Raw genomic sequence first — 24,004 nt, 5'->3', positions numbered from 1 at the left:
GAGCGGTTCGGATCAGGCGAGCAGGCCGAGCTCCGCCTCGATGGCGCCGGCGACCTCCTCCTTGCCGATCTTGCGCAGCAGGTCGCGGCTGGCGGTGGCGACCTTGAGGAGCTCTTCGGCGCGTTTCGCCTTTTCGATCCGCAGGACATGGACTTCGCCCTCGGGGCCGAGCCCCTGATAGGTGAGCTCCGCCAGGCGGCTGCGGATCTTGGCGAGATCGAGGGGCGGGCTGGCCGTCCGCGCCAGCGGTTCCGACGGACGCGAGGAGGGCTCCGGCGGACGCACCGCCGGCGCCAGCGGACGCGTCGCCGCCGAGGAGATGCGCGCGCTCTCGCCGCCGCCGAGCAGCAGCACGACGCGGTCGAGGAAGGCGCGGGCCTGGTGCGGCCCCAGGATGCCGGAGACGGACTTTTCGGCCTCCCGGACCAGATCGAGCAGCGCGTCGAACGTGCGGCCTGATTCGTACTCGGCGCGGTAGAGGCGCAGCGCGCCGTCGAGCTCGGGCGAACGATGCTGTTCATCGAGCAGCTCAGCGGCGACGCGGTGGATCTCGAGGGCCAAGCGGTCCTGTTCGACTCCGGAGAGGCGCCGGACGCGATCGAGCGGCAGCTGACGCAGATCCTCACGCAGGCCGAGAACTCTGGAAGTCAGGAGACCGTGGACCACCTTGCAGGTTTCGAACACGCTATGACCGAGAGCCGCGGCGATCTCATCGATATTTCGCCGCTCATCGACCCGAGTGACGATGGCCCACTCCTGTGGCGTCAGCGAGATCGAACTGGAGGCGTTCGGTTCGAAGATGAGCACCATGCGGGTCGAACCGATCTTCTTCGCCAGCAGTTTCCATTCGTCGATCTGCCGCGCAGCCTCCAGCAGGAGGTTGGTGTTCGAGGTTTCGATGGTGCGCGAGGCCACCTGGGCGTCCTGGGTGAACTCGAACTCTCCCGCCAGCCAGCGCGCGAGCTCGAAGAACGCCTGCTCGCCGGCGAGTGGGCCGCTCGTCGCATGTGAAATTCTGCCCTTGTCGATGTGAATCTCGCCGCGGGCGTCGGCGTTGTGCAGCGTGATCACGCCGGTCTTGCTCGATACCGCCACGAGCTGAAGGATGTCGGTCAGCGGAAGTTCGGCAAGTGATCCCCTGAATGCCATCTGACTCTCCTAGGTACCCGCCGCCAGCGACTGCACACTCGAGGCAGGGGAGGAAACCGAAATTGCGCTTCGGTGACACACGAGCGGACGTCCCTGGCGCAGAGCTGCTGCCGTGAAAATAGTCGTCAAAGAGGGGAAGGTCAAGGTCCAGGTCGGAACCGCGGCTGTGCGGGGGCTCCCGCTCGGGTCATCGGCGGGGCCGGCCGGCGCGTCGGGCGAGGCGCACGACGATGTCGTACTCCGCCCGGGTCACCGGCTGGACCGAAAGGCGGCTGCCCTTCTGCGTCACCAGCATCTTGTCGAGCCCGCGCGTCGCCTTGAGCGTCGCCAGTGGAAGGGTCGCGGCGAAGCGCTCGACGAAACCGATCTCGACCGAGTACCAGACGGGCTTCGTCTTCGTCGAGGCCGGGTCGAAGTACTCGTGTCCTTGTCGCCACGCCGTCGGGTCGGGAAATCCGGAGCGGACGATCTCCGCCAGGCCGGTGACGCCCGAGGGCTCGGCGTTCGAGGCGTAGAACAGTACGCCGTCGCCAACCTGCATGTCGTCGCGCAGGAGGTTGCGCGCTTGGTAATTGCGCACCCCCTCCCAGGTCGTGCTTCGATCGCGCTCGAGGTCGCCGATCGTGTAGGCCTCGGGCTCGCACTTCATCAGCCAGTATCGTCGCGGCATCGGCAGCTCCGGCAGGTCGTGAGCGCCGATCTTAGATCGTCGCGCCCCGTCGGGTCTAAATCGACATCGCGTCGTCGAGAGCCCGGAGCGCCTCGCCGCGTTCGAAATCGCTCATTCCACGCGCGACGTCGCGGTAGCGACGGTTGAGGTCAGGGTCGGCTGCGACGCTCCCGGCCACCAGCTCGAGAACCGTGCGCTTCTCGAAATCGGAACCCATACCGGAGGCGAGGTCGAGCACCTCTGCGAGGCCGGCGCCGTCCAGCCTGGCTCCGTCGAGGAGCGCGACGATCGCGGTGCGGCGCTCGAAGTCGGAATCGAGCTCGCGGGTGGCGGTCAGGTAGGCGGCCGCGACCTCCGGGTCGCCGCCGCGGGGGGCGACACGCTCGAGCAGCGAGCGCAGCTCGAAGTCCGAACCGAGCTGCTGCGCCGTCGCGAGGAGCGCAGTCACTCGTGCGCCGTCGAGCTCCTGCGTTGCAAGCCCCAGCTCGAGCGCGGTGCGCAGCTCATGGTCGGAGCCGAGCTTGGCGGCACTCGCCAGGGCGCGTTCGAACTGCTGCGCATCGAGTTGGACGGTGCCCAAGAGTTTTCCGAGGTAGGTGGACTTCGCGTGGTCGCTCACCGCGAGATCGACCTCGGCGAGCACGAGCTCGGGCCCGCCGCGGGCAAGCAGGCGACCGACGCGGGCGTCGGCGTCGAGTCCCGACTCGCGGAACATCCTGGGCAGCGCTGCGGCGAGCCACTGGCGGGCTTCGGCGTCGGGAACGACCTCGTCGCCGTCGCGGAAGAAGGTGCGTTCGAGAGTGTCGCCAGGGGACTTCACCTTGTAGACGTGCTCGACTCCGCCGGACTTCTCCGTCAAGGAGAAGGTGCCGCCGGCGGACAACGTCGCGACGTCCGACTCGTCCGCCGTGAAGGTCACTTCGCCGTCGGAATCCATGCGCATCGAGTAGCCGGCGCGGCGGACGGACATCCGGGTGTCGCCGTCGTCGGAAATCGAGATCGACGTCGAGCTCCCGCCGCCGATCTGGCCGAAGCCCGCCGGCCCGCAGCCCGGGAGGAGGAAGATGCCGGCTGAGAGAACCGCGAGGGCGCCGGCGCGTGCCGGCCACGTGCTCTTCGGATGGGTCATGGCGGATCCTTTCAAGAGGCGATCGATGCGTTCGAGGAGCGGACAGTCGTGGCGGGAGCCGGTCACCATGCCGGCGCTCCACAGGGCGGTACGGGTGGCGAAGAGGCGCTCGGCGCAGGCGGCGAGCGACTCGGCGAGGGCGCGCGGATCGCAGAGCAGGCGGGCGGCCCAGGCGTCGGCTTCGAGCTCCGCGAGAGCGCCGAGTCGGCGGCGTGCCAGGCGGTGGAGCGGCTGCAGCCAGAGAAGCGCATCGAGCGCCAGCGTGAGCACCAGCCACTGCGGATCGCGCCGTACCTGGTGGGCGAGCTCGTGCGCGAGCACCGCGCGTCGCTGGCGGACGTCGAGCTGAACGGATACCCAGGGCGGCAGGACGATCTCGCCGTTCGGCAGTGCGACCGGTCCGGCGATGGCGGCGGTCACGGAGAGCGCGGGCACCGACCGCCGCTGCGTGTCACAGATCGATGCCAGCTCGCGACGCAGAGCCGCGTCACCGGGCGTGCGGCCGGCGAGGTCGCGCCGCGTCCGCCAACCGTGCGCTGCGAGGCGCAGGATCAGCAAGGCGGCTCCGGCGATCCAGAGCGCGGCGATCAGGCGCGGCAAGCGCAACGACATCCATTGGCCGGACGAACCGGCCCGGTTCCCGGCCCCGGCCGAGTCCGTCGGGCGCGGCGCCGGTAGCGCCGGCTCGCTCGCGGCGCTCGTTGCGACGGCTGCGATGGCTGCGTCGGCTGCGATGGCGGCGCCGAAGGTTGCGGCATCGGCGGCCCCGACCTCCCGGGCGACCGCCAGCGGCAGGGTGCGGGGGGTGAAAGGGAGCCACGACGCCATCGGCGCGCGCGCCGCGACACCGGCACTCTGGGCCGTCGCCGTGACGAGCGCGCCGACCATGGCCGCGCGCCAGAGGAGCTCGCGGAGCGCGGGGGAACGCAGCCAACGCCATCGGTCGATCGCCCAGGCGATGCCGAAGAGCACGGTGGAGTGGAGGAGATACGTACCGAGCCAGGTCGCGAGCGGCAGCAGTGGGTCAGACATCGGCAATCTCCGAGGTATCCGGGGTTTGCGGGGTCTCCGGGGTCTCCGGCGGTCGATTCGCGGTTCTGGCGGCGCGCAGGCGGGCGCGGACGGCGGCGAGATCGCCGGAGGAGACTTCGTCGGTGCTCACCAGGTGTGCGACCAGCGCCGTCCTGTCGCCGCCGAACAGCGACGCGACGAGGTCGGCGACCATCGAGCGCTGGACTTCGGTCTCGCTCATGCTGGCGCTGTAGATCCAGGTGCGGCCGTCACGGCGCTGAGCGACGACGCCGCGCTTCTCCAGCCGCGTGAGGAGTGTCGCCACCGTGGTGTGCGCCAGCCCGCGCTCGGCGGCAAGGTCGGCGACGACGTCGGCCGTCGTCGCCTCGCCGCGGCTCCAGAGCACGCGCATCACCGCGAGCTGCAGATCGGAGAGCTGAGTCTTGCGCTGCCGCTTCGCCATCGAATCTCCTCTCGCCGGACCACAACTACACTTGTAGTACGACAACTGTAGTTTGAGGTTTCGGGAGCTGTCAAGCCCCATCTCCTGATGGAAGGCTCGCTGGTCGATACGCGAGGGGTCGCGGGAGGTTGCCCATTCCGGCGCAGAGGGTCACTGGGGAGCGGGACGAGGGTGGCACCTCCCGTGAAAAAGGTGCTGAAAAAGGTGCTGCTGAAAAAGGTGCCACCCGATTTCTGAGAGGTGCCACCCGATTTCCTGCCTGAAAGGTGCCGCCTGGCGTGGCTGGAAATCCTCCTGCTCCAGGAAGGCCTGCGGCTCGAGCGCAAGCCCCTTGCGCCGTGCCTTGGACTCGAGGGTCCGGTCGTGCGATGCGCACGCATCTGCGCACCGAGCTCATCGCGGAGGCGCTCGGGATGGCGCTCGAGCGGAGAAAGCCGCAGGACGTGATGCACCACTCCGACCAAGGCTGCCAGTACACCTCGATCGAATTTGGCAGGCGCTGCTGCGAGGCGCATGTCCGCCCTTCGATGGGCACGGTCGGCGACTGTTTCGACAACGCGATGTGAGAGAGCTTCTTCGCCACACTCGAATGCGAGTTGCTCAATCGCAGGATGTTTCGGACCCCGGTCGAGGCCCGAATAGCGGTCTTTTTCCTTGTCGAAGGCTTCTACAACCCCCGGCGCCGGCACTCGGCGATCGGGAACATCAGCCCGATGTGCTTCGAAGCTCGTCACGCCGACTCGGGCTTAGCCGCCGAGGTCGGCGGCACGCCACGCTTCCGTGGGACTGAAGAAGAGCTGATGGAGCCCCCCCGGGGCTCCACTACAAGCCCACAACCGTTCGTATGAGTGAAAGCCGTAAACTGTCCACCGAATCGGGGCAGCTCCAGGAGACTCATTGATGACTTCGCGCATGTGTGCCGTTCTAGTCTTAGCCCTTGCCGCGGGTGGTGGCCAGGCTTCTACCTCCGAACCGTTGAATATGGGGCCCGACCTCTCGACGCGCCTTTTCGTCTCCGGTGACGAGATTGCAAGCGGAGAGTGGGAGCTTCTGCCACTAGACCAGCGCTGTCGGGGCTGGATCGTGGCGTACAAGTCAGTTCCCGCGAGACAAGGGGTGCCAGAGGTTTTTTCGGTCGCGCCGGAGGCCGGGCTGGACCGGATCGCAACGCTGGAAGCCCTAAGGTCAGCGGGCGAGGTCTTGGTCGGAAGAATTGCAAACATTGAAGTGGGAATGCACTGCATTTCGGGGAAGGTGGTACGCCGAATTGATATCGATGTCGAAGAGGCACTAAAGGGAACCTACACACCAAGCGATCGACTCTCAGTCCTGGAAGAGGGCGGCTGGTTCGACGCTCAGGGGGCGAGGTTCCTGTCCAAGAAATCGACCTTCCATCCGTCGGCGGAAGTCGGCGATCGCACGCTCGTCGCGGGCTTTCGCCCGGGCCCTGGCGCATTGTCGTCCTTCAATGCCCTTGTTCGGTTTCGTCTGACGGGCGACGTCATTGAACCAACGGCGCTGACTTTGATTGCTGACGATGAGCCGCAATCGCTTTCTCGCGTGGCGGCGATTCTCAGGGCTGAAGAATGACCTCGTCGCGCTCGAGAATCGTGCTGAAAGAGGTGCTGAAAGAGCTGCCACCCGATTTCCTGGGGAAAGAGGGAAAGAGGTGCCACCCGATTTCCAGCGGATTTCCTACTGCTTCTGATAGGTGCCGGAAGCACTAGTGCATTCTTAGCTCTTTCGGAATTTCAGCACGATCCAACGGGACGTGGAAGCTGCGGACTGAACTCTAGGCAAGCAGTCACGCCCCTTTTTCGCTCGGGTTCGGCGCGGTGTTCTCTCAGGATCACGGACTTTCGTCCTTGATAGGCCTTGCCTCCTCGATCCGCCTCGCGATCTGGGAACCAACTCGGAGGGTCGCTAGCCGCTTCGTGCCGCGGCTCGGACCGGGAGCGGCGGTGGAAACGCGCCCGGTGGGAACTCGAAGTCCGTCGCGCCCGTGCGTAGCCGGTTCGCGGCATATCGGTAGGCATCGCGGAAGGCGAAGTAGGCCTTGCGAATGCTGCGGCGCACCGCCGGAGCCACGGCATGCACCAGCGGGGCTGGACCCTTCTTGATCCGGTTCGGCTCGTGATGGGGATTCTGCCGGCAGACGGCGTCGGCGCCGAGCGGAGAGGTCCCGGTCGCCTCCTGCTGCAGTCGGGCGTCCGTCTCGATCGCATCGATCATCTGGTGAACCCGAGCTCGATACTCCTCCGGGGGGATCGATTCCCAGCACGGAAGGGGAGTGAGCTGGAGCTCCTCCTGCTCCATGAAATCTCGCGGCTCGAGCGGAAGCCCCTGGCGCTGTGCCCTGGACTCGAGGGTGCGGTCGCGCCAGCGGCCGGAGAGGGGCGTCCCCTCGGTCAGGGCTTGGGCGCAATGGACCCCGGGCCAGTCGAACGGCGAAGCGACGAGCCCTTCCTTGACACCTTGCGCCAGGACGTACGCAAGCCGGGCCACCTGGGCCGCTTCCTCGTCGGAGACGATAACCGCCTTATATCGCCCGCCCCAGAACTTCTCGCGCCAGCGCGCGAGGCGGCCGGCCTCGCGGGCGAGATTCGAGTTGAGGTAGTTCATGAACTCGGCAAGCTGCTGGGCGTCGGTGACCGAGAGTAGGAGGTGGTAGTGGTTGGAGAGGAAGGCCGGGGCGTGGATCGGAACCGATGCCAGACGCGCAGCGCGGGCGAGGACGCCCCGGATGACGTCGTTGAGGCCCGCCGAAGGGCGCAGCAGCAGACGGCCCTGGAGGGTCCGACAGGTGACCTCGACAAGCGCTCCTCCGGGCGGGATGTAGCGTAGTCTTCTTGGCATACAGGTGAAGGACGTAAATCGGCTCGGCAATCTGGCGGCGAAGGCTGGAGTGGCCGACTTTGGAAATCGGGTGGCACCTCTTTCGGAGGCACCTCTTTCGGCCGTCTTTGCTTTGGAGATCGGGGGGAGCTCTTCTCACTTCCTTCGCAATAAGTGGAGTGGCACCCCTTCCGGAGAATCGGCTGGCACCCCATCTGCCCATCTGCCCATCTGCCCATCCGCACCACCCCATCCGCACCCCAGTGACAGCGGCCGGGTGGTCAGCCCTGCCTCGGCGGCTCCAGCCCACCCGCGCGGGTATGGGGCGGGGGTGGGGCGGCAGGTATCGTCCTCTCGAGGGTACAAAAGGGAGGCTTTCGCATGCGACGTCGACGTGTACTGATCCTGGGAGCAGCAGGGCGCGATTTTCATAACTTCAACGTTCTTTTCCGCGACCGCGAGGAGTTCGAGGTGCTCGGCTTCACCGCGGCGCAGATCCCCGATATTGCCGGTCGTACCTATCCGGCGGTGCTCGCCGGCGGGCTCTATCCGAAGGGCATCCCGATCGTCGCCGAGCAGGAGCTCGAGTCGCTGGTAGCGGCCGAGAAGATCGACGAGGCCTGGTTCTCCTACTCCGATCTCGCGCACGTCGACGTCATGCACCTCGCGTCGCGGTCGATCGCGGCGGGGGCGCATTTCGTGCTCGCCGCGGCGCAGAAGACGATGCTCACTTCGGTCAAGCCGGTGGTGGCGATCACGGCGGTGCGCACCGGCGTCGGCAAGTCGCAGACGACGCGCTACGTGTCGAAGATCCTCAAGGCGATGGGCAAGAAGGTGGTCGCCGTCCGCCATCCGATGCCCTACGGCGATCTCTCGGAGCAGATCTGTCAGCGCTTCGCGACCTATGCCGACCTCGACAAGCACAAGTGCACGATCGAGGAGCGCGAGGAGTACGAGCCGCACATCGACAACGGCTTCGTGGTCTACGCCGGCGTCGACTACGAGAAGATCCTGCGCGCCGCCGAAGAGGAGGCGGACGTCATCCTCTGGGACGGCGGCAACAACGACACATCCTTCTACACCCCGGCGCTCCAGATCACCCTGGTCGATCCGCACCGGCCGGGGCACGAGGCGACCTACCACCCCGGCGAAGTGAATGTGCTGCTCGCCGATCTCATCCTGGTCAACAAGGTGAACACCGCCGATCCGGCGAAGGTCGCCGAGGTCGAGGCGACCTGCCGGAAGCTCAATCCTCGCGCCACGATCCTGCGCTGCAACTCCGAGATCCGCGTCTCCGATCCGGCGGCGATCCGGGGCAAGCGGGTGCTGGTCGTCGAGGACGGTCCGACGCTCACCCACGGCGGCATGAGCTACGGCGCCGGCTGGTACGCCGCACACGACGCCGGGGCGGCAGAGATCGTCGATCCGTCGCCGTACGCCGTCGGCTCCCTGGCGGCCACGTACGCCAAGTACCCGAATGCGAAGGGCATCCTGCCGGCAATGGGCTACGGCGACGAGCAGATCCGCGACCTCGAGGCGACGATCCGGGCGACGCCGGCCGACGTCGTCGTCGAGGGGACGCCGATCGAGCTGGCGCGCGTCCTCAAGACCGACAAGCCGATCGTCAACGTGACCTACGAGCTCGTCGAGCGCGAACCCGGCACGATCGAGCGCGCCTTGAAGGCGGCAATCGGATAGGTCCCGGGCAGTTCGCGAACGCGCCGAGGGGGTCTAGGTCAACGGCTCAGGCCGGAGTGCCGAGTGGCGGCGAACGGTGCGCGACGACGCGGTCGCGTCCCTCGGCCTTGGCGCGATAGAGCGCCGCGTCGGCATGGGCGATCGTCATCTCCAGGCTCCGGTCCGGCCGATGCTCGGCGAGCCCGAAAGAGAGGGTGACGGGAAGCTCGAGGTCGCCGACACGGATCGCCTCTTGCCCTGCCTTGCGGCGAATCAGCTCGGCCACCTGCGACGCGCCGTAGACGTCGGTCTCGGGCAGCAGCAGAATGAACTCCTCGCCGCCCCAGCGTCCGACGAGGTCCTGGCTGCGCAGGGTGCCGCGTAACAGGCTCGCCAGACCCTGCAGGGCGACGTCGCCAGCGGCATGGCCGTGCCTGTCGTTGATGCGCTTGAAGTGGTCGACATCCGCCATCACCACGCAGAGCGGTTTCCCGGAGCGGCAGCTGCGGTCGATTTCGGCGCCCCCTTTTTCCAGAAAGCCTCGCCGGTTCAGGAGGCCGGTGAGGGCGTCGGTCCGGGAGGCCTCTGCCAGCAGTGCATTGGCGGCCTGCAGCGCGAGGGTCCGCTCTTCGATCCGGCGCTCGAGGTCGCGGCGCAGGGCGCCGAGCTCCCGATGGTCGCGATCGAACCGCTCGCTGAGGGATCGGGCCGAAGCGAGAAAGAGGACGCTGAATCCCAGGAGCGCCAGGGCGGGGATCCTCGGCAGCCAGGCGAGCTCCATGGCGATGTCGACGAGCAGGCAGAGGATGAGAAACAGGATGCCCCGGGCGACAAGGCGGGAGTCCGGGTCACCCTCCCTGCCGGTGCGAAAAGCCCGCGCCATCGCGCCGGCGAGCAGCAGGCCGCAGCTGAGGAGCGCCAGGGGCAGCGGTGCTCCGGCATAGAACGGCAGCGGCGAAACGACCAGGGCGAAAATCTGCAGGCCACGCGCGAAAGCGCCTGTCGGCTGGCGGCCGAGCGCCACGACCAGCTCGTAGATGCAGACCGTGGCCCCGGCGACGGCGAACTGGTTGAGCGAGCCGAGGAACGGGTCGGAAGCCGGCGCGAGGCGACGCATCAGGAATCCGGTCCCATCGACCAGGAGCGCCATGGCGCTCGCGCCCGCCAACCAGAGGTAGCCGGGGCGGTCGCGCCGCCGGAGCCAGAGGTCGAGGTGGGCGGCCCCGAACAGCAGGTAGAGACCGGCCCCGAAGGCGTCGAGGAGCTCGTGAAGGTAGGCCACCTGTGCCCATTATCTACCCGACCCCGATCGGTGAGCGGAGGCGGTCGCCCGCGCATCGAACCAGAACTTCCGGCGTGTCCGGCCCGTATGAGGAAGGAGGCCCAGACCGCTTCCGCACCGCAGACCGAATCCTGAGGAGGCTTCGCGATGTCATCCCGACCGTCCGCCGCATTCGCCGCCGCCATCACCGCACTCGCAGTCAGTCTCGGCAGTATGGGCACCGACCGCGCTTTCGCCCAGGGGCCACCGCTCACCCTGCCGCAGCCCTCGCAGGCCGCGACGGTCTCGCAGACGGTTGGACTCACCGAGGTCACCGTCACCTACCACCGCCCGCGCGTCCAGGGGCGCGAGATCTGGGGCAAGGTCGTGCCGTACGGTGAGGTCTGGCGGGCGGGCGCGAACGAGAACACGACGATCGCGTTTTCGACGCCGGTCGAGGTCGAAGGCCACGTCCTTCCCGCCGGAAGCTACGGTTTCCATACGCTGCCTTCTGCGGGCGCCTGGCAGCTGATCTTCTCTGCGGTCGACACGAACTGGGGGAGCTTCTCGTACGACGAGAAAGAGGACCTTCTGCGGGTCGAGGTGACGCCGGAAGCTGCGCCGCACGAAGAGGCGCTCGCCTACACCTTCGACGACGCGACCGCCCGGGAAGCGACCGTCGCGCTGCGCTGGGAGAAGCTCCGGGTACCGTTCAAGATCAGGGTCGATACGCCCGAGATCGTCTATCGGAGTCTCCAGCGCGAGCTTCGCGGGCTGCCGCAGTTCTTCTGGCAGCCCTGGAATCAGGCCGCGACGACGCTGCTCACCAACAAGATCCATCTGGACGACGCCATGGTCTGGGTCGACAAGTCGATCGCCATCCAGAAGAACTTCGCCAACAGCTTCACCAAGTCACGCCTGCTCGCCGAGAGGGGCGACGGCGCCGCAGCGAAGAAGCTCATGGACGAGGCGCTCCCGGGGGCGAACGAAGCCGAGCTCAACGCCTACGGCTACCAGCTGCTCGGCGGCGCCAACAGTGCCGACGCGATCGCGATCTTCCGCGAGAACGTGAAGCGTCATCCGGGATCCTGGAACGCCTACGACAGCCTCGGTGAGGGGCTGGCCGCGACGGGCAAGAAAGTCGAGGCGGCCGCGATCTACAGGAAGGCGCTGGCGATGGCCCCCGAGGCGCAGAAGGCGCGCATCCAGGGGATCCTCGACGGGTTGCAGAAGTCGTCCTGACGGGGAAACCCCGCTGCGCCCTGCCGTCCCATAGACTGTGGGCGCATGGACGACGAGTTCCTGATCACCTGTCCCTACTGCGGCGAAGAGGTGGAGGTTCACCTCGAGCCGGACCTCGAGGGTGCCCTGGTGCAGGATTGCGAAGTCTGCTGCAACCCCTGGCTGCTTCGCATCTCGGGCGCCGCCGGCGCGCGCCGTGTCGACGTGGCGCGCGCCGACGGGTCAGACTGAAATGAGCGCTGGCTCGGGACCGCCGGGGCGCTCCATCGGGTGGTACCGGTGGCTCGGACTCGCGGCCTTTGCCGCTGCCGTCGCGAGCTTTCTCGCCGCCGCCGTGGCCGAGCTGTCGTCGCCCGGCTCGCCTTCGAACCGGCCGCTCTTCTGGACCGCTGTGGCGGTGAATCTCTTCTGTCTCGTGACGCTGCCGACGCTGCTGATCCGCGCCATCCGGTTCCGCGGCCTGGCGACCCAGCAATGGCGGGCGGTGATGATGCGCGCCGTCTGGGGAGGGCCGTTCGGCACCCTTGGTGCGCTCTGGGACCTCTGCACCGATCCGGCTGACGCTGGCGCTTCGGGCCGCCCCGACCCGCGTTCCGGGAGCCAGGATGGAACCCGATGAACCGTTCGCCGGAGAGTGAACTGTTCCACGCACCCCCCCGGACTGTCTCAGGAAAGCGTGAGGCCACTTCCACTCGCCCTGCCGCTCGCGTCCTGCAGTCCCGATTCGGGTGCCGCGGCGCCGGCTCGACTGTCCTCCGGCCGGCCGAGCCTCCGGTCCGCTGCCGGATCCGACCCGGCCGGGCAGCGCTCCCGGCTCCTGCCCTTCGCCAAGGCTCGCGGAAGGCAGCTCCCGGGTTCGATCGGAAGAGCTGAGGAGCGTCCGGGGATGGAATCGATCGCCAGCTGGAGCGACGAGGAGATCGTGCGGGAGGCGCGGGCCGTCCGGCAGGATCCCGAGCTCGCGGCGCGCCACCTCGACATTCTCTTCCGGCGCTACCAGACCCGGGTCGCGGCCTGGTGCCTGCGGATCAGCGGGCGCCGGGAAGAGGCCGCCGATCTGGCGCAGGAGGTCTTCGTCCGCGTCTACGAACGCCTCGACACCTTCCGCTTCGAGAGCTCGTTCGCGACCTGGCTCTACCTCGTCACTCGCAGCGTCACGATCAACCGGTCGATCTCGAACCGGCGGCGCGATGCCGATTCGATCGACGAGGAGGGATTCATCGAACCGGCGGCGCCGGGCCCGAGCGTCGAGGAAGAGGTCGGCCAGGCGCTGCTCGTCGGGCAGCTCCGGGCCGCGATCGCCTCCGATCTCGAGCCGCTCGAAGCCCGGATCCTGCACCTGCATTTCGTCGACGGACTGACGCTGGCGGCCATCGACCAACTGCTCGAGCTCGGCAACAAGTCGGGTGCCCGGGCCTACCTGGTCGCCGCCAAGCGCAAACTGCAGCGCAGCTTCAAGGCGTCGGCTGCGGGCGCGAACGCTTTCGGCGCAACCCGTCCGCCCAATTCAGCCAGCGAGGCCGCTCGCGGCGCAGCCCCCAAGCCCGGCAAGAGCCCGAGCCGTCCGGAAGACCCCCAGGGAGAGTTGTCATGACGACGATCGACTTCGACCGCAATCGGCTGCTGCGCCAGGCTCTGCAGCCCGGACCCGACTGCCCGCCGCTCTCCGAGCTGCTCGAGACGCTGTTCGCCGGGGCAACGACCCCCGAGGCCGAGGCCCTGCGCGCCCACGCAGCCGGGTGTTCTGCCTGCTCGGCCGAGCTCGCGCTCGCCGGAGCGTTCACCGCCGCGCCGCAGAGCGCTGCCGAAGCGGCCGAGATCGCCTGGGTCGCGGAGCAGTTGGCGGTCTCGCCGCCGGCGCGCGAGACCCCGCAAGTCCCCCTCGCTCCGCAACTGGCTCGCGTCCTGCCGATGGCTCCGGCGGTCGCGGCGCGGGCGAAACGGGCGAAGGTATCCGCAGGCCGGGGCGAGATGTCGCTCTGGAGCCGATGGGCGGCGGCCGCTCTGATCGTGATCGGGCTGGGGCTCACCTTCGAATGGGGCCACAGGAACCTCGCGCCGGCTCTCCCTGACGCCCCGGATGCCCTGAGCTCCGACGTCGTGCGCAGCGGAGAGGTTCTCCTCGATGCTCCCGTGGGAGTGGAGAGCGCCCAGCCGTCCGGGTTTTCTTGGCGCGCGGTGCCCGGGGCCGCGAGCTATCGCGTCGAAGTGCGCGATGTCGCCGGCGATCTTCTCTGGCAGGGCACCGTGGAAACGCCGCGAGTCGCCACACCTCCCGAGCTCGCGACGAAGCTCGAGTCGTTCGTAACCTATCGCTGGAGCGTGACGGCACTCGATGTCGCGGGCAACGCCGTCGCCCAGTCCTTACCCGCTGCTTTCCGCCTCGAGCCGGCGAACTAGCCCAGAGTTGAAGCCGGGGATCGCCCCCGGCCGCGCCGCTGCCGCAGCATGAGCGTGCCGCCCAGGGTAAGCGCCGCGAGCGCTCCGCCGAGCCAGCGCCAGGTGGCCCGCGGCGGCGCGATCGCCCCCGGGTCTCCGAGAAGCACGAATCCGGCCCAGCCCGGAGCCTCGGCCCAGCGCGGATCGCGGGCGAGGCGGAGCTTGGCGCGGCGCAGCGCGGTCGCCGGCCGGACTCCCCGGGCGAGCTCGAAGTAGAACTGCTCCATGAGGGCTGCGGTCGCGGCATCTCCTACTTCCCAGAGAGAGGCGACCACGCCCCGAGATCCAGCGCCGAGAAGGGCTCCCGAGAGGCTGGCGAGGGCGCGCCCTCCTCCTGCTCCGTCGCCGCCGGTCATCCCCGTCTCGGCGACTGCAGTACGGCAACCGGAGAGGACCGCGAGATCGACCTCCAGGGGCATTCGCGCGAGCTCCGCCGCGGTCACGAGGCCGTCGTCCGCGGTGGCGAGCGCGGGATCGCCGGCCGCGCCGCTGGGATCGGCCACCCGATCCCCGGGGGCGAGGAAGAGCGCGACGCCCCCGGCGATCGATTCGTCGACGACGGTGTGCGCCGCGATGTGCAGAATGCGAACCCCTTCGCCGGCCAGCTCGCGCAGTTTCGTTTCCGTTGCCGCGCGCCCGAGCTCGACTGTGCTGGGCTCTCCCAGGCGCGCCGCTGCGTCGCGAGCTTCGCGAGCGGCGCCTGGGAGCGGTGGCAGGCCGAAGCGCTGCGCGAGGAGATCCGCCAGCGAGCTCGAGCCACCGGCCGCAGGGCGAATCGGAAGCTCTGGATCGGCCAGGGCGGCGACGTTCCAGCGCGCCGCCCTCGCCGGGCTGCGCAGGTGCGCGAGCACCGAGAGACTGGGCAGATAGCTCACAGCGAGCCGCTCGACGAGGTTCCTCCCCGAGCGCTCCGGATCCGGCAGGAGCTCGAACGGGAGATAGAACAGCCGACCGTCGGGCACGATTCGCAGCTCGGATCCGGCCGGCAGCCGCTCTGGCAGCAGCAGATGGCTCAACCGCGCGAGCACGTCGGTTGGCGCAGGTTCGGCGCGTGCCAGGGGGCGATGTACGAGGGTGACGAGGGCGCGGATCTCAGCCGGTTCGCCCGCCGCAGCGATTCGCCAGCGGCCGTCCTCGTGCTCGAAGCGCCAGAGGTGGCGTTCGCCGAAGAAGTAGACGAGGGCTGGTCCGAGGCGAGCGCTCGAGGCAGCGAGCCCGGCAGCAAGGAGAGGCGCACCGGATCCGCCTCCCGCCAGAGCGTCGAGCAGCTCGCGCGCGCGCGCCTGCTCGGCGATGGTGAGCGCTTCGAGCGCGGCGCGCTCTTCCTCCGGCCCCTCGAGCTCGAGGGCGCGTTCCGCCAGGAGGTCGACCGCGGCGGCATAGACCGCGCGTTGATCCGAAAGCAGGCCGCCGCGCAGCGCGGCATCGCCGAGCGCCGCTCCCGTCGACTCGATCCCGGCGATGGCGGCGCGCAGGTGAACGAGCGCCAGCGCGGGATCGCCGGCGTCCCGCGCGACGCGCCCGAGGCCGGCCTGCGCTGTCCAACGGCCGGCCATTGCGTCGGAGGCGACGGCCGCGACCATCGCCTCTTCGAAAGCCGCCCGCGCGGCGGAAAGGCGGCCTGCCGCGCGGCGCAGGTCGCCGAGCGCGCAGAGAGTGCGGATCTCCTCGCCGCGGTCGCCGCTCTCGCGGGCGAGCGCGAGAGCCCGGGAGAGCTCCTCGTCGGCGCGCTCCGGCTCGCGCAGGTTGAGCTGGTAAGCCAGGCCGCGGTTGAGATGCACGTTGGCGAGCGCCGAGCGGTCACCCAGCCTTTCGTAGACGAGACGGGCGCGTTCGAGGAGCGTCAGGGCGCGTCGGGGGTCTCCGAGATTGCGGTAGAGCACCGCCAGGTTCACCGCCAGCGCGGCCGACTCGCGGCGCGCGGTGTTCTCGTCCCCGGCGGCGAGGAGGTGGTCGGCCACCGGGCGAATCTCGGCGAGTGCCTCGGCGTAGGCGCCCAGCTGCTCGAGTGCGACGCTGCGGTTCATGCGCACATAGTCGAGCTCGGCCGGGGCCCACTCCGCGTCGCTTTCGGCGAGCGCGCGGCGGGTGACCGCCTCCTCGGCGGCGAGCCAGGCGAGCGCGGCGGCGTAGTCGCCGCCGCCGATCGCGAGTGCTGCGAGATTCGACAGCACGAGTGCCTCCGCCTCGTGCTGTCCGACGCTCCGATGGAGTGCGAGCGCCTCGCGATAGCTCGCCTCGGCGCTTCGCCGGTCACCGGTCATCTCGAGGGCGAGGCCGAGGCTGGTGAGCGATCTTCCGAGGTCGCCGTCTGCCAGTCCGGATTCGACGGGGCGGCGCAGATCGGCAGCGTCCCGACAGTGAGGAAGCGCCTCGGCGTAGCTGCCCGTGTCGTTCAGGCGTTCGCACTCTTCTCGCGCGGCCGATTTCCGGTCGGGGGCACCGGCGCGCGCGGGATTCGCGGACGACGCCAGAACGAGAAAGACCATCGGCCAGGCGAACAGGGGGCGAAGCAGAGAGTGCGGGAGTGGCACCCGGGCATCCTATGGCGAAGGCGGCGGCGGACAGCGGGCGGCGTGGCGGGCCCAAAAAGACAGCGGCCCCGGAGAGAAGATCCGGGGCCGCCGAAGGTGAGGGGTGAAGCGGGGGCGAATTCCGTGGGAAGGTTACTGCGGACAGGCCGTGAAGGTCGCGACGTCCTGGATCGGCTCGGCCGCGAGGCCGAGCGGATTGCGATACTGCTTCGAGATGCCGGTCTGCGTGTCGGTCACCGTCAGAGTGAAGTCGACGTTGGTGGTCGCCGAGAAGAAGACCCAGTAGGCGTTCAACCCGGGGACGTCGCAGCCGTCGACGACCTTGAGCAGCATCTCGACGTTCTCCTGGTTGAAGAACCAGAAGAGTCCGGTCTGGTTCGAGTAGGTGACCGCCTTGCCCGCGCCGGTGCCGACGTTCGGTGTCCGGTACGTGATCTGGGCGGCGAACCGCCCGCCGAGCAGGCACATGTTGGTCGCGCTCGGGACGCAGTTGGCCTGCGAGCCGTCGTCGTCGAGCAGGTTGAGCAGCGCCGAGCCGCGGACCGAGTCGATGCCGGCGCCGCCGGTCGCCCGGGAGAGGTCGAGAAGGATGGTCTCGCTGCCCTCGGAGAGCGTGTCGTTGACGATCGGCACCTGGAACGTCCGGGTGCTGCCGTCGTTGGAGCCCCAGGAGAAGGTCCCCGAGACCGCCTCGAAGTCGTCCCCTGCGGAGGCGCTTCCGGCTGCCGCCGAATAGTCGACCGAAACCGCTCCGGACTCGCCCTGCGAGCGCTCGACGGTGATCACCGCGAAGGACTGTCCCTCGATCACCTGGTAGCTCGCTTCGCCGAACTTGAAAGTGCCCGGGCGACTGTTGTTGCCGCCTCCCGGAGGCACACCGCCGGTCTCCGTGATGACGAGGACGGCCGTGCCGCGCTCGGCGTCGATGATCGCGCCGCCGGTCGGATTGGAGAGGATGAGATTCACCGTCTCGTTGCCTTCGGCGACCCCGTCATTGATCAGCGGAACGGTGAAGGTCCGGGTCGAGCCGTCTCCGGGTCCCCAGCTGATCGTGCCGGCGACCGCGACGTAGTCCGACGAGTCGCTCGCCGTGCCGTTGGAGGTCGAGTAGTCGATCGAGGCCGAGCCGGTCTCACCGTGCGACCGCTCGACGGTGATCACTGCGACGCCGCCGCTCTCGAGGCCGAGGAAGGTGTTCTCGTCGAACTTGATGACGCCCGAGCCGTCGCCCGTGGAGCCGCCGCTGCCACCCGAGCCGCCGCTGCCACCCGAGCCGCCGCTGCCACCCGAGCCACCGGAGCCGCCGGAACCGCCGCTGCCACCCGAGCCACCGCTGCCGCCGGAGCCGCCGCTGCCACCCGAGCCGCCGGAGCCGCCGCTGCCGCCGGAGCCGCCGCTGCCGCCGGAGCCGCCGCTGCCGCCGGAGCCGCCGCTGCCACCGCTACCACCGGACCCACCCGAGCCGCCGCTGCCACCGCTGCCACCGGACCCACCCGAGCCACCCGAGCCACCGGACCCACCGTCACTCGCGAGTATGGTCACGCTCGCGGTGCTGCGCGTCGGGTCGATCGTCGCGCCGCCGGTGGCGTTCGAAAGCGCCAGCAGCAGGGTTTCGCCGCCTTCCGGGGAGGCGTCGTTGAGGATCGGCACCGTGATGGTCTTGTTCCCGCCGTCGCCGCTGGCCCAGGAGATCGTCCCGGAGACAGCGGTGTAGTCGGCGCCGGCCGTAGCCGTGACGTCGGCGGAAGAATAGGCGACCGTGATGGGGCCATCTTCTCCCTGCGAGCGCTCGACAACGACGATGGCGACTCCGGCCTCCTCGAGGACCGAGACGCTCGACTGGTCGAATTTGACGGTCCCGGGCCCGCCGGCCGAGACGGACTGGCTCAGAAAGGCCAGACCGACTCCGAGAAGGCCGCCGATGAAGCGCTTGGAGTGATTCATGATCGTTGCTCCTCTTGGGTTGCGGATTGTCTCGGGCCGAAGCTGCTCGGGCGTCGCGACTTTCCTGTTCAGGTCGTTAGACAGGGTGGGAGGGGGGCTGGAACAGCGGCTTCGCAAAGGCGAATCGCAGCAGAACGAAGAGCAACGTCAGCAGGGTCGCCAGGGAGATCAGCGTGTACTGCTCGTCCCTCCAGGTGGGCATGCCCGCAAGCGGTGCCAGCGAAACGAAGAGGCCGAACGCGCCGAGCAGGAGCAGCGCGATACCGGCCTCCCGGCGCGCCGTCCAGAGCAGTGCAGGCACGACGAGGAACGCGTAGTAGTAGGAGGTCAACTCGACGGCGAAGGGGATGAAGGCGACTCCGAGCGCCGCTCCGATCCAGAGCTCGCGGTGCCGGATCGCCCCGAGGGCCACCGCCAGCAGCGCCGCGAGAGCGATACCGGCAGCGAGTGCTCGCGACCGGCCCCAGGCGGCCAGGCGCGCCTCTTTCCAGCGTTCCCACGGCTCCGGGGCACTCTCCGAGTGGAGCTCACGCCCGACTTCCGCCGGCCGAAAGCTCACTACGGTGCGCAACCCCATGTGGTTGGTGAGCGGAGTGTGCTGATGCTTGATCGTATTGGCGAAGAACTGGCGGTAGGCCGGGGGGCCGCCGTTGACGACGAGGCTCGCGGGGATGAGGACGGCGGCGGCGACCAGCGCTCCCGCGACAAACCGAACGGAAGGTCGCACCGCCTCGGACGCCAGGGCAGTGCGCAGACGCTCGAGGGGTCGGCCGGAAGCCGCCCGCCACTGGCGGACCAGCTCGGCGAGCAGGATGGCCGCCGGACCGACCGCGAGGAAGATCGGGAAGATCCGCAGCAGGGCGGCATAGGCGAACGCCGCGCCACCCAGGTACGGACGTCCGCGGCGCAGGCAGGCGACCGCGGCGACGGTGAAGAAGAGCCAGTCCCAGCGCAGGTAGGCGCCACCGGTCCAGAAGAAGCGTGCCGGGAAGTCGGTCGCGAGGACGAGCAGGGCGACCGCGGCGCCGGGGACACCGAAGGCCCAGACGAGAACGGCCGCCATCCCCGCGAAATAGAGCGGATCGATGAGCGCGAGCGTTCCGATCTGCCGGTCGCTCGCCGGGCCGAGGTTGGCGAGCAGGGAGCCGGCGATGTTCCAGACCGGCGTGGCGTTGAAGCCGTGGTCGGCGAAGATCTCGTCCCAGCGCCCGGCGCTTTCGCGGTCACGGAACCAGGCGACGTCCTGGCGGAACTCCCGCCAGCGATCGGGCGTGAACCGGGTCGTGCAGCGCTCGGGATGGGCGAGGAGCTCGGTGGTCGGCTCGAGCTCGTTGGTGCGGAGGTCTCGCACCTTGCGCCTTTCGGCGTGCGCCAGGCGGGCGGCGAAGATGGCGTCGCTGTCGGCGGCTTCGCGGGTGGCGTCGGCGACCGTGGCGCAGTCGTAGAGGCGGTCGTAGGAGAGCTCGCGGAAGTACTTGGCGCCGAGGTAGTAGTGGAAGGTGTCCCAGCCGTGGACGAACGAGCCGAAATGAAAGGCGCCGAAGTTGAAGTACGTGAGCGCCGAGACCAGCCCGACGGTAGCGAAAAGCCACCGCCGAGCGGTCTTCCGGGGCGCCCGTTGTTGGGGCTCGCGGAGATCCGCCCGTTTCGCCGACCGCCTGTCGTAGATCAGCAGTCCGAGGCCGAGAAGGGCGAGCGCCAGCTCCCACCAGCGGCTGGAGACGTCGTTCCAGTGGCGGCGGCTGCTCTGCGGCGCGCGTGCTGGCGGCGCGTCGACGACCTCCAGATGGGCCTCCCAGCGGTCCGCTTCGACGCAGAAGGCCTGAAACTCCGAGATGGAGGCCCGGCCGTCGCCGCTCGATGTGCTCAGGCGGAGGAATCGTAAGGGCGAGGCCGCGACGCTCAGGGCGCGCAGGCGGAGGCCGTGGACCCCGTCGAGGCGTGGAATCTCTCCCACCCGGACGAAGCCGACGCCGTCCATCGACCCCTCGACGAGGTAGCTGTCGTTGGCGTCGGCCTGGACCAGAAGCGAGCGCACCGTGGCCTCGGAACCGATGTCGAAGGTCACCACCGTCTCGGCGGCGGCCATGCGGAAGGCGAGCTCCGAATCCCACACGCCGCCTTCGGGTGCGATCCGGCCGTCGGTGAGAATCGAGCCGCTTCCTCGAAAGGGCGCCGGGGTGGCTGGAGCCGGCGAAGCCAGCGGAGCGAGTGGCGCGAGTCCGGCGAGCAGGGAGGTCGCCGGGCAGACGGCAGCTGCCGGCTTCGGAGTTTCCGCCGCGAGGGCGGGCGAGGGCGCAACGAGGAGAAAGGCAGCAACGACTGCCCAGCCGAGTTGTGCCGTTTTCGAGGAAAGATGCCGCAAAATGAGAAGTCCTCCGGTTTGTCCGTGAGCCGCGGGTCGGTGACACCCGGAGGCGTCCACTCATCGACTTGGACAGTCGAAGGAACGCATTGGAACATGTCCAGCGGAAGACTTGCCCACCTCGGCGACCGGGTAGTGGCCGCTGCGAGACGAGGGCGCTCGTGAAGCGCTCTGTTCCACTGGCCGCGCCTGGCTGTCTGTCTTCTCGAGGTGGGGTCTCCCGGCTGCGCGCCGCTCGCCTCGAGGCAGGCGCCGAGTTCCTTGCGGGGCTCGACGGCTTCCCCTAGAGTGACAGCATCCGCGGTCCCTGCGGAGGGAGTGAAGAAGATGCAGCTGACGAACAGATTCAGGTCCGAGGGTGGTCTCTCCACCGCAGGCAGGCTGAGCGCGGGGCTGGTCCTGGCCGCCCTCTCCATCACCGCTCCTCTGGCAGCGATTCCGGTCGAGCCGCTGATGCTGCGGGTCCAGGACGCCGTGGGCGCGCCAGGGGAGGAGACCGCCATCGTCGTGCGAACCTATGCTTCCCGCCCGGTGAGGCGCGGCAAGCTCGCCTCGGGCATCACCCCCGGTCTGCAGGTCGGCGGCGGCGCGGTCCGGTTCGTCGGCACGACCCTGCCGATCGAGAGCTGCGTTTCGGTCGTCATCTTCAGCGTCGACAACGACGCCGTGCCCCAACCGTGCACGTTCGACCTGCCGACGCAGACGTTCGATGTGGACTTCGAGTCCCTCTCGGCGACCGTGAACGCCCAGGACGGCGTCTTCGGCGTGATCTACGTGAGGCTCGCGCCGGACGTCGTCCCCGGCTCCCAGTACACGATCGCCCTCGACCTGGGTCTCACCTTCCTCGACGATCCCGAGGACGACCCCGTGCTCCTCGAGACCCGCGAGGGAACCCTGACGATCCGCGCGCCGACCGCCCCGGTGGAGTTCTCGGTCGATGGCGGCAAGGTGCATCCCGGCTCCGGAGCGGTGATCGAGATCGGGACCGCGGAGCCGTTCGACCTGCAGGAGGGGCGGCTGGTGATCACCTACGATCCGGCGATCGCCACGGAGCTGCCGGAAGTGACCGCCGACCCCCGGCACGGAGATGTCAGCCTGACCGTGACGCACCTGCCGCCGGGCAAGATCCAGATCGACTTCGACTCTCCGCTCGAGAACTTCAATTCGGTGCCGGGCGACCTCCTGGTGATGCACTTCGGCACGCCACCAGACGTACCGATCGCCACGATCTCACCGCTCGCGATCCTCACCGGCCCCGGCGAGAGCTCCTTGATCGCCCCCGGCTCGATGCCCCTGCAGGTCGCCTGGGAGGCGCAGGGGATCGAGTTTGCCGTCGACCACGGCATCTTCAACGACGGCTTCGACGGCGGCGACAGCGGCTTCTGGTCCTACATCCCCTGACGGGACACCAAGCCGGGACACACAAACGGGACACGATAGAGGGACACAATACCGGGACACGATGAGTATCGTGTCCCGGTATTGTGTCCCGGGCCTCCCGGGCCTCTTCCGGCTCCGGCTTTTAGAACTGTGACCAGAGGTACTGGTTGGTCACCTCGTGGTGGAACTGGATCTCGCTGCGCTTGACGCGGGTGCCCAGGGCCTTGGGGCAGCGCTCGGCCGAGGCGAGCTTCAGGTCCGCGTACTTGCCGTGGACCTCCTCGCCGATGAGCTCCATCGCCCAGCGGCTGCCCTTGAAGAGGCGCAGCCCGTCGTAGATGTTGTCGGGCAGGAAGCGCGTGCGCTGGCGCTTGCCGTCGTTCTCCTCCGCCGCCAGCGGACCTTCGATGCCGGTGCGGACGACCGAGTAGATCGCGAGGTAAGGATTGGCGTCCGGGGCGATCGAGCGCACCTCGACGCGGGCCGACTTCTCGTTGCCGAGGGGAATCCGCACCATCGAGCCGCGATCGATCGCCGAAGCTTTGATCTGGTTCGGCGCCTCGAAGTGCGGGTCGAGCCGGCGATAGGAGTTGACGCTCGGGTTGAGGAAGAGGCAGATATCGTTGGCGTTGGCGAGGATGCGCTCGATGAAGTTCCAGCCCAGCGCCGTCAGGCCGTCCTGCCCCTTCTTGTCGTGGAAGAGGTTCTTGCCCTTGCGGGCGAGCGAAACGTTGGTGTGCATGCCGTTGCCGTTGACGCCGGTGACCGGCTTGGGCAGGAAGCAGGCGGTCATGTCCATGCGCGCCGCGACCTGGCGGGAGAGAAGCTTGTAGAGCTGCACCTGGTCGGCGGCGATCGTCGCTTCGGTGTAGCTGTAGTTCATCTCGAACTGTGAAGGGGCCACCTCGGGGTGATCCTTCTCGTTGCCGAAGCCCATCGCGCGCTGGACTTCGGCCGCGGTGTCGATGAACTGGCGGAGGGCATCCCCGGGCAGCGAATGGTAATAGCCGCCGGTCGAGATGAAGTCGAAGGTGCCGGTCTCGTGGTAGTGCCTTTCCGCATCGCGGCCCTTGAAGAGAAAGCCCTCGATCTCGTTCGAGGCGTAGGCCACCGTCTGGTCCTTCTTCCACAGCTGCTCGCCGAAGGCCTTCAGCCGGGCCCGCATGTCGCCGCGGTAGGGGCTGCCGTCGCGCTCCTGGACCTCGCCGAAGACCAGGATCTTGCCGGCGCCGAAGATGTCCGAGGGCAGCCAGTAGAACGCCGCCCAGTCGATCGCCAGGCGCAGGTCCGATTCGGCCTGCTGCGAGAAGCCGCGGATCGACGAACCGTCGAAGGTCAGGTTGTCGGCGGACCCGAGCAGGAACTTCTTGTCGTAGTCGAGCATGTGGAGGCGACCTTCGAGATCGGTGAAGCAGACCGTCACCGCCTTGATCCGGCGCTCGTCGGTGAGGTACTTCATCCGCGCCTCCTGGATCTTCGCCGGATCCTTCCTCGCCAGGCGGTCGGCCTTGGCCGCGAGGTTCAGCTCTTCGAGCTTGTCGTAAGGGATTTCGAGGAAGTCGCGGAGGGCGGTGGTCATGTCGATCTCCTTAGAAATTGCGTTTTTAGTATTAAGAATGCAATTCTTAAGTTAAAAACTAGCACAATAAGAAAGAAAAGCAAAAGCTTCCGGTAAAGGAAAAGAGGCGCGTACCGATCTGCGGTGACGGAGGCGGGGCGCCTCGAAGCCGACGGGATTCGAGCATCGCAGGGCGTGAGATGGGAGGAGAGGGCCCCAGGAGCGCCCGAGAAGCGCAGGATCCCGTCGGCTTCGAGGTGGCCCGCCGGGCGGCGCAAGATCCCCTCGGCTCGGAGGTGGCGCGCCGGGCGGAGCCGGGTCCGCGCTAGAGCTTCTCGCGGGCGAAC

The 24,004-nt window shown here is 68.5% G+C and carries 19 protein-coding genes; 9 read left to right on the top strand and 10 right to left on the bottom strand.

What is annotated here, in order from left to right:
• Positions 1–12: 12 nt before the first annotated feature.
• The 4 genes from KBI44_01615 to KBI44_01600 form a co-directional block, all read right to left on the bottom strand.
• The gene (locus KBI44_01615) at positions 13–1,149 is read right to left on the bottom strand and encodes a DUF4388 domain-containing protein (protein ID MBP9143157.1); all 1,137 of its coding nucleotides are present in this window, start codon (positions 1,147–1,149) and stop codon (positions 13–15) included.
• 187 nt (positions 1,150–1,336) lie between these two features.
• Entirely contained in the window at positions 1,337–1,819 is a 483-nt protein-coding gene (locus tag KBI44_01610; protein MBP9143156.1) for an EVE domain-containing protein, read from the bottom strand.
• 55 nt (positions 1,820–1,874) lie between these two features.
• Positions 1,875–3,980 (bottom strand): M56 family metallopeptidase, encoded by a 2,106-nt coding sequence (locus KBI44_01605; protein ID MBP9143155.1) that lies wholly within the window; start codon positions 3,978–3,980, stop codon positions 1,875–1,877.
• Positions 3,973–4,422, bottom strand: a complete 450-nt coding sequence (locus tag KBI44_01600) for a BlaI/MecI/CopY family transcriptional regulator (GenBank protein ID MBP9143154.1) — start codon at positions 4,420–4,422, stop codon at positions 3,973–3,975. Before KBI44_01600 ends, KBI44_01605 begins: the two co-directional genes overlap by 8 nt.
• A gap of 368 nt (positions 4,423–4,790) precedes the next feature.
• Between KBI44_01600 and KBI44_01595 the strand changes: the two genes are divergently transcribed.
• The gene (locus KBI44_01595) at positions 4,791–4,988 is read left to right on the top strand and encodes a hypothetical protein (GenBank protein ID MBP9143153.1); all 198 of its coding nucleotides are present in this window, start codon (positions 4,791–4,793) and stop codon (positions 4,986–4,988) included.
• Between the two features lie 334 nt (positions 4,989–5,322).
• Positions 5,323–6,012: a hypothetical protein gene (locus KBI44_01590; GenBank protein ID MBP9143152.1), complete on the top strand. Its 690-nt coding sequence runs from the start codon at positions 5,323–5,325 to the stop codon at positions 6,010–6,012.
• 333 nt (positions 6,013–6,345) lie between these two features.
• On the opposite strand, the gene KBI44_01585 is transcribed toward KBI44_01590, so the two are convergent.
• Positions 6,346–7,278 (bottom strand): transposase, encoded by a 933-nt coding sequence (locus KBI44_01585; GenBank protein ID MBP9143151.1) that lies wholly within the window; start codon positions 7,276–7,278, stop codon positions 6,346–6,348.
• Between the two features lie 360 nt (positions 7,279–7,638).
• Here KBI44_01585 and KBI44_01580 point away from each other — a divergent pair, with 360 nt between their 5' ends.
• Positions 7,639–8,955 (top strand): GTPase, encoded by a 1,317-nt coding sequence (locus KBI44_01580; GenBank protein ID MBP9143150.1) that lies wholly within the window; start codon positions 7,639–7,641, stop codon positions 8,953–8,955.
• A gap of 46 nt (positions 8,956–9,001) precedes the next feature.
• Here KBI44_01580 and KBI44_01575 read toward each other — a convergent pair whose 3' ends face one another.
• Positions 9,002–10,216, bottom strand: a complete 1,215-nt coding sequence (locus tag KBI44_01575) for a GGDEF domain-containing protein (GenBank protein ID MBP9143149.1) — start codon at positions 10,214–10,216, stop codon at positions 9,002–9,004.
• 147 nt (positions 10,217–10,363) lie between these two features.
• On the opposite strand from KBI44_01575, the gene KBI44_01570 reads away from it, so the two are divergent.
• The 5 genes from KBI44_01570 to KBI44_01550 all read left to right on the top strand — a co-directional run bounded on the left by KBI44_01570 (position 10,364) and on the right by KBI44_01550 (position 13,837).
• Positions 10,364–11,437 carry a DUF2911 domain-containing protein gene (locus tag KBI44_01570; protein ID MBP9143148.1) on the top strand — a complete coding sequence of 358 codons (1,074 nt, stop codon included), beginning with the start codon at positions 10,364–10,366 and terminating at the stop codon, positions 11,435–11,437.
• 45 nt (positions 11,438–11,482) lie between these two features.
• On the top strand, positions 11,483–11,668 hold the full coding sequence (locus KBI44_01565) for a CPXCG motif-containing cysteine-rich protein (protein ID MBP9143147.1): 186 nt from the start codon (positions 11,483–11,485) through the stop codon (positions 11,666–11,668).
• Between the two features lies 1 nt (position 11,669).
• Complete coding sequence (locus KBI44_01560) at positions 11,670–12,056, top strand: hypothetical protein (GenBank protein ID MBP9143146.1); 387 nt, start codon at positions 11,670–11,672, stop codon at positions 12,054–12,056.
• Between the two features lie 267 nt (positions 12,057–12,323).
• Positions 12,324–13,031, top strand: coding sequence for a sigma-70 family RNA polymerase sigma factor (locus KBI44_01555; protein MBP9143145.1), 708 nt, complete (start codon positions 12,324–12,326; stop codon positions 13,029–13,031).
• A complete protein-coding gene (locus tag KBI44_01550) occupies positions 13,028–13,837 on the top strand; it encodes a hypothetical protein (GenBank protein MBP9143144.1) in 810 nt (269 codons plus the stop codon). Before KBI44_01555 ends, KBI44_01550 begins: the two co-directional genes overlap by 4 nt.
• On the opposite strand, the gene KBI44_01545 is transcribed toward KBI44_01550, so the two are convergent.
• The 3 genes from KBI44_01545 to KBI44_01535 all read right to left on the bottom strand — a co-directional run bounded on the left by KBI44_01545 (position 13,834) and on the right by KBI44_01535 (position 20,719).
• On the bottom strand, positions 13,834–16,410 hold the full coding sequence (locus tag KBI44_01545) for a CHAT domain-containing protein (GenBank protein ID MBP9143143.1): 2,577 nt from the start codon (positions 16,408–16,410) through the stop codon (positions 13,834–13,836). The genes KBI44_01550 and KBI44_01545 overlap by 4 nt on opposite strands.
• 132 nt (positions 16,411–16,542) lie before the next feature.
• Positions 16,543–18,354, bottom strand: a complete 1,812-nt coding sequence (locus tag KBI44_01540; protein ID MBP9143142.1) for a hypothetical protein — start codon at positions 18,352–18,354, stop codon at positions 16,543–16,545.
• A 76-nt stretch (positions 18,355–18,430) separates the two neighbouring features.
• Positions 18,431–20,719, bottom strand: coding sequence for a hypothetical protein (locus KBI44_01535; protein MBP9143141.1), 2,289 nt, complete (start codon positions 20,717–20,719; stop codon positions 18,431–18,433).
• Between the two features lie 327 nt (positions 20,720–21,046).
• Here KBI44_01535 and KBI44_01530 point away from each other — a divergent pair, with 327 nt between their 5' ends.
• Positions 21,047–22,120 carry a hypothetical protein gene (locus KBI44_01530; GenBank protein ID MBP9143140.1) on the top strand — a complete coding sequence of 358 codons (1,074 nt, stop codon included), beginning with the start codon at positions 21,047–21,049 and terminating at the stop codon, positions 22,118–22,120.
• Between the two features lie 121 nt (positions 22,121–22,241).
• Here KBI44_01530 and KBI44_01525 read toward each other — a convergent pair whose 3' ends face one another.
• A complete protein-coding gene (locus KBI44_01525; protein ID MBP9143139.1) occupies positions 22,242–23,678 on the bottom strand; it encodes a glutamine synthetase in 1,437 nt (478 codons plus the stop codon).
• Positions 23,679–24,004: the final 326 nt, after the last annotated feature.

Source organism: Thermoanaerobaculia bacterium, from assembly GCA_018057705.1.
GTDB lineage: Bacteria > Acidobacteriota > Thermoanaerobaculia > Multivoradales > JAGPDF01 > JAGPDF01.
The sequence above is the reverse complement of the archived record's forward strand: the minus strand, read 5'-3'. Positions and strand labels throughout refer to the sequence as shown.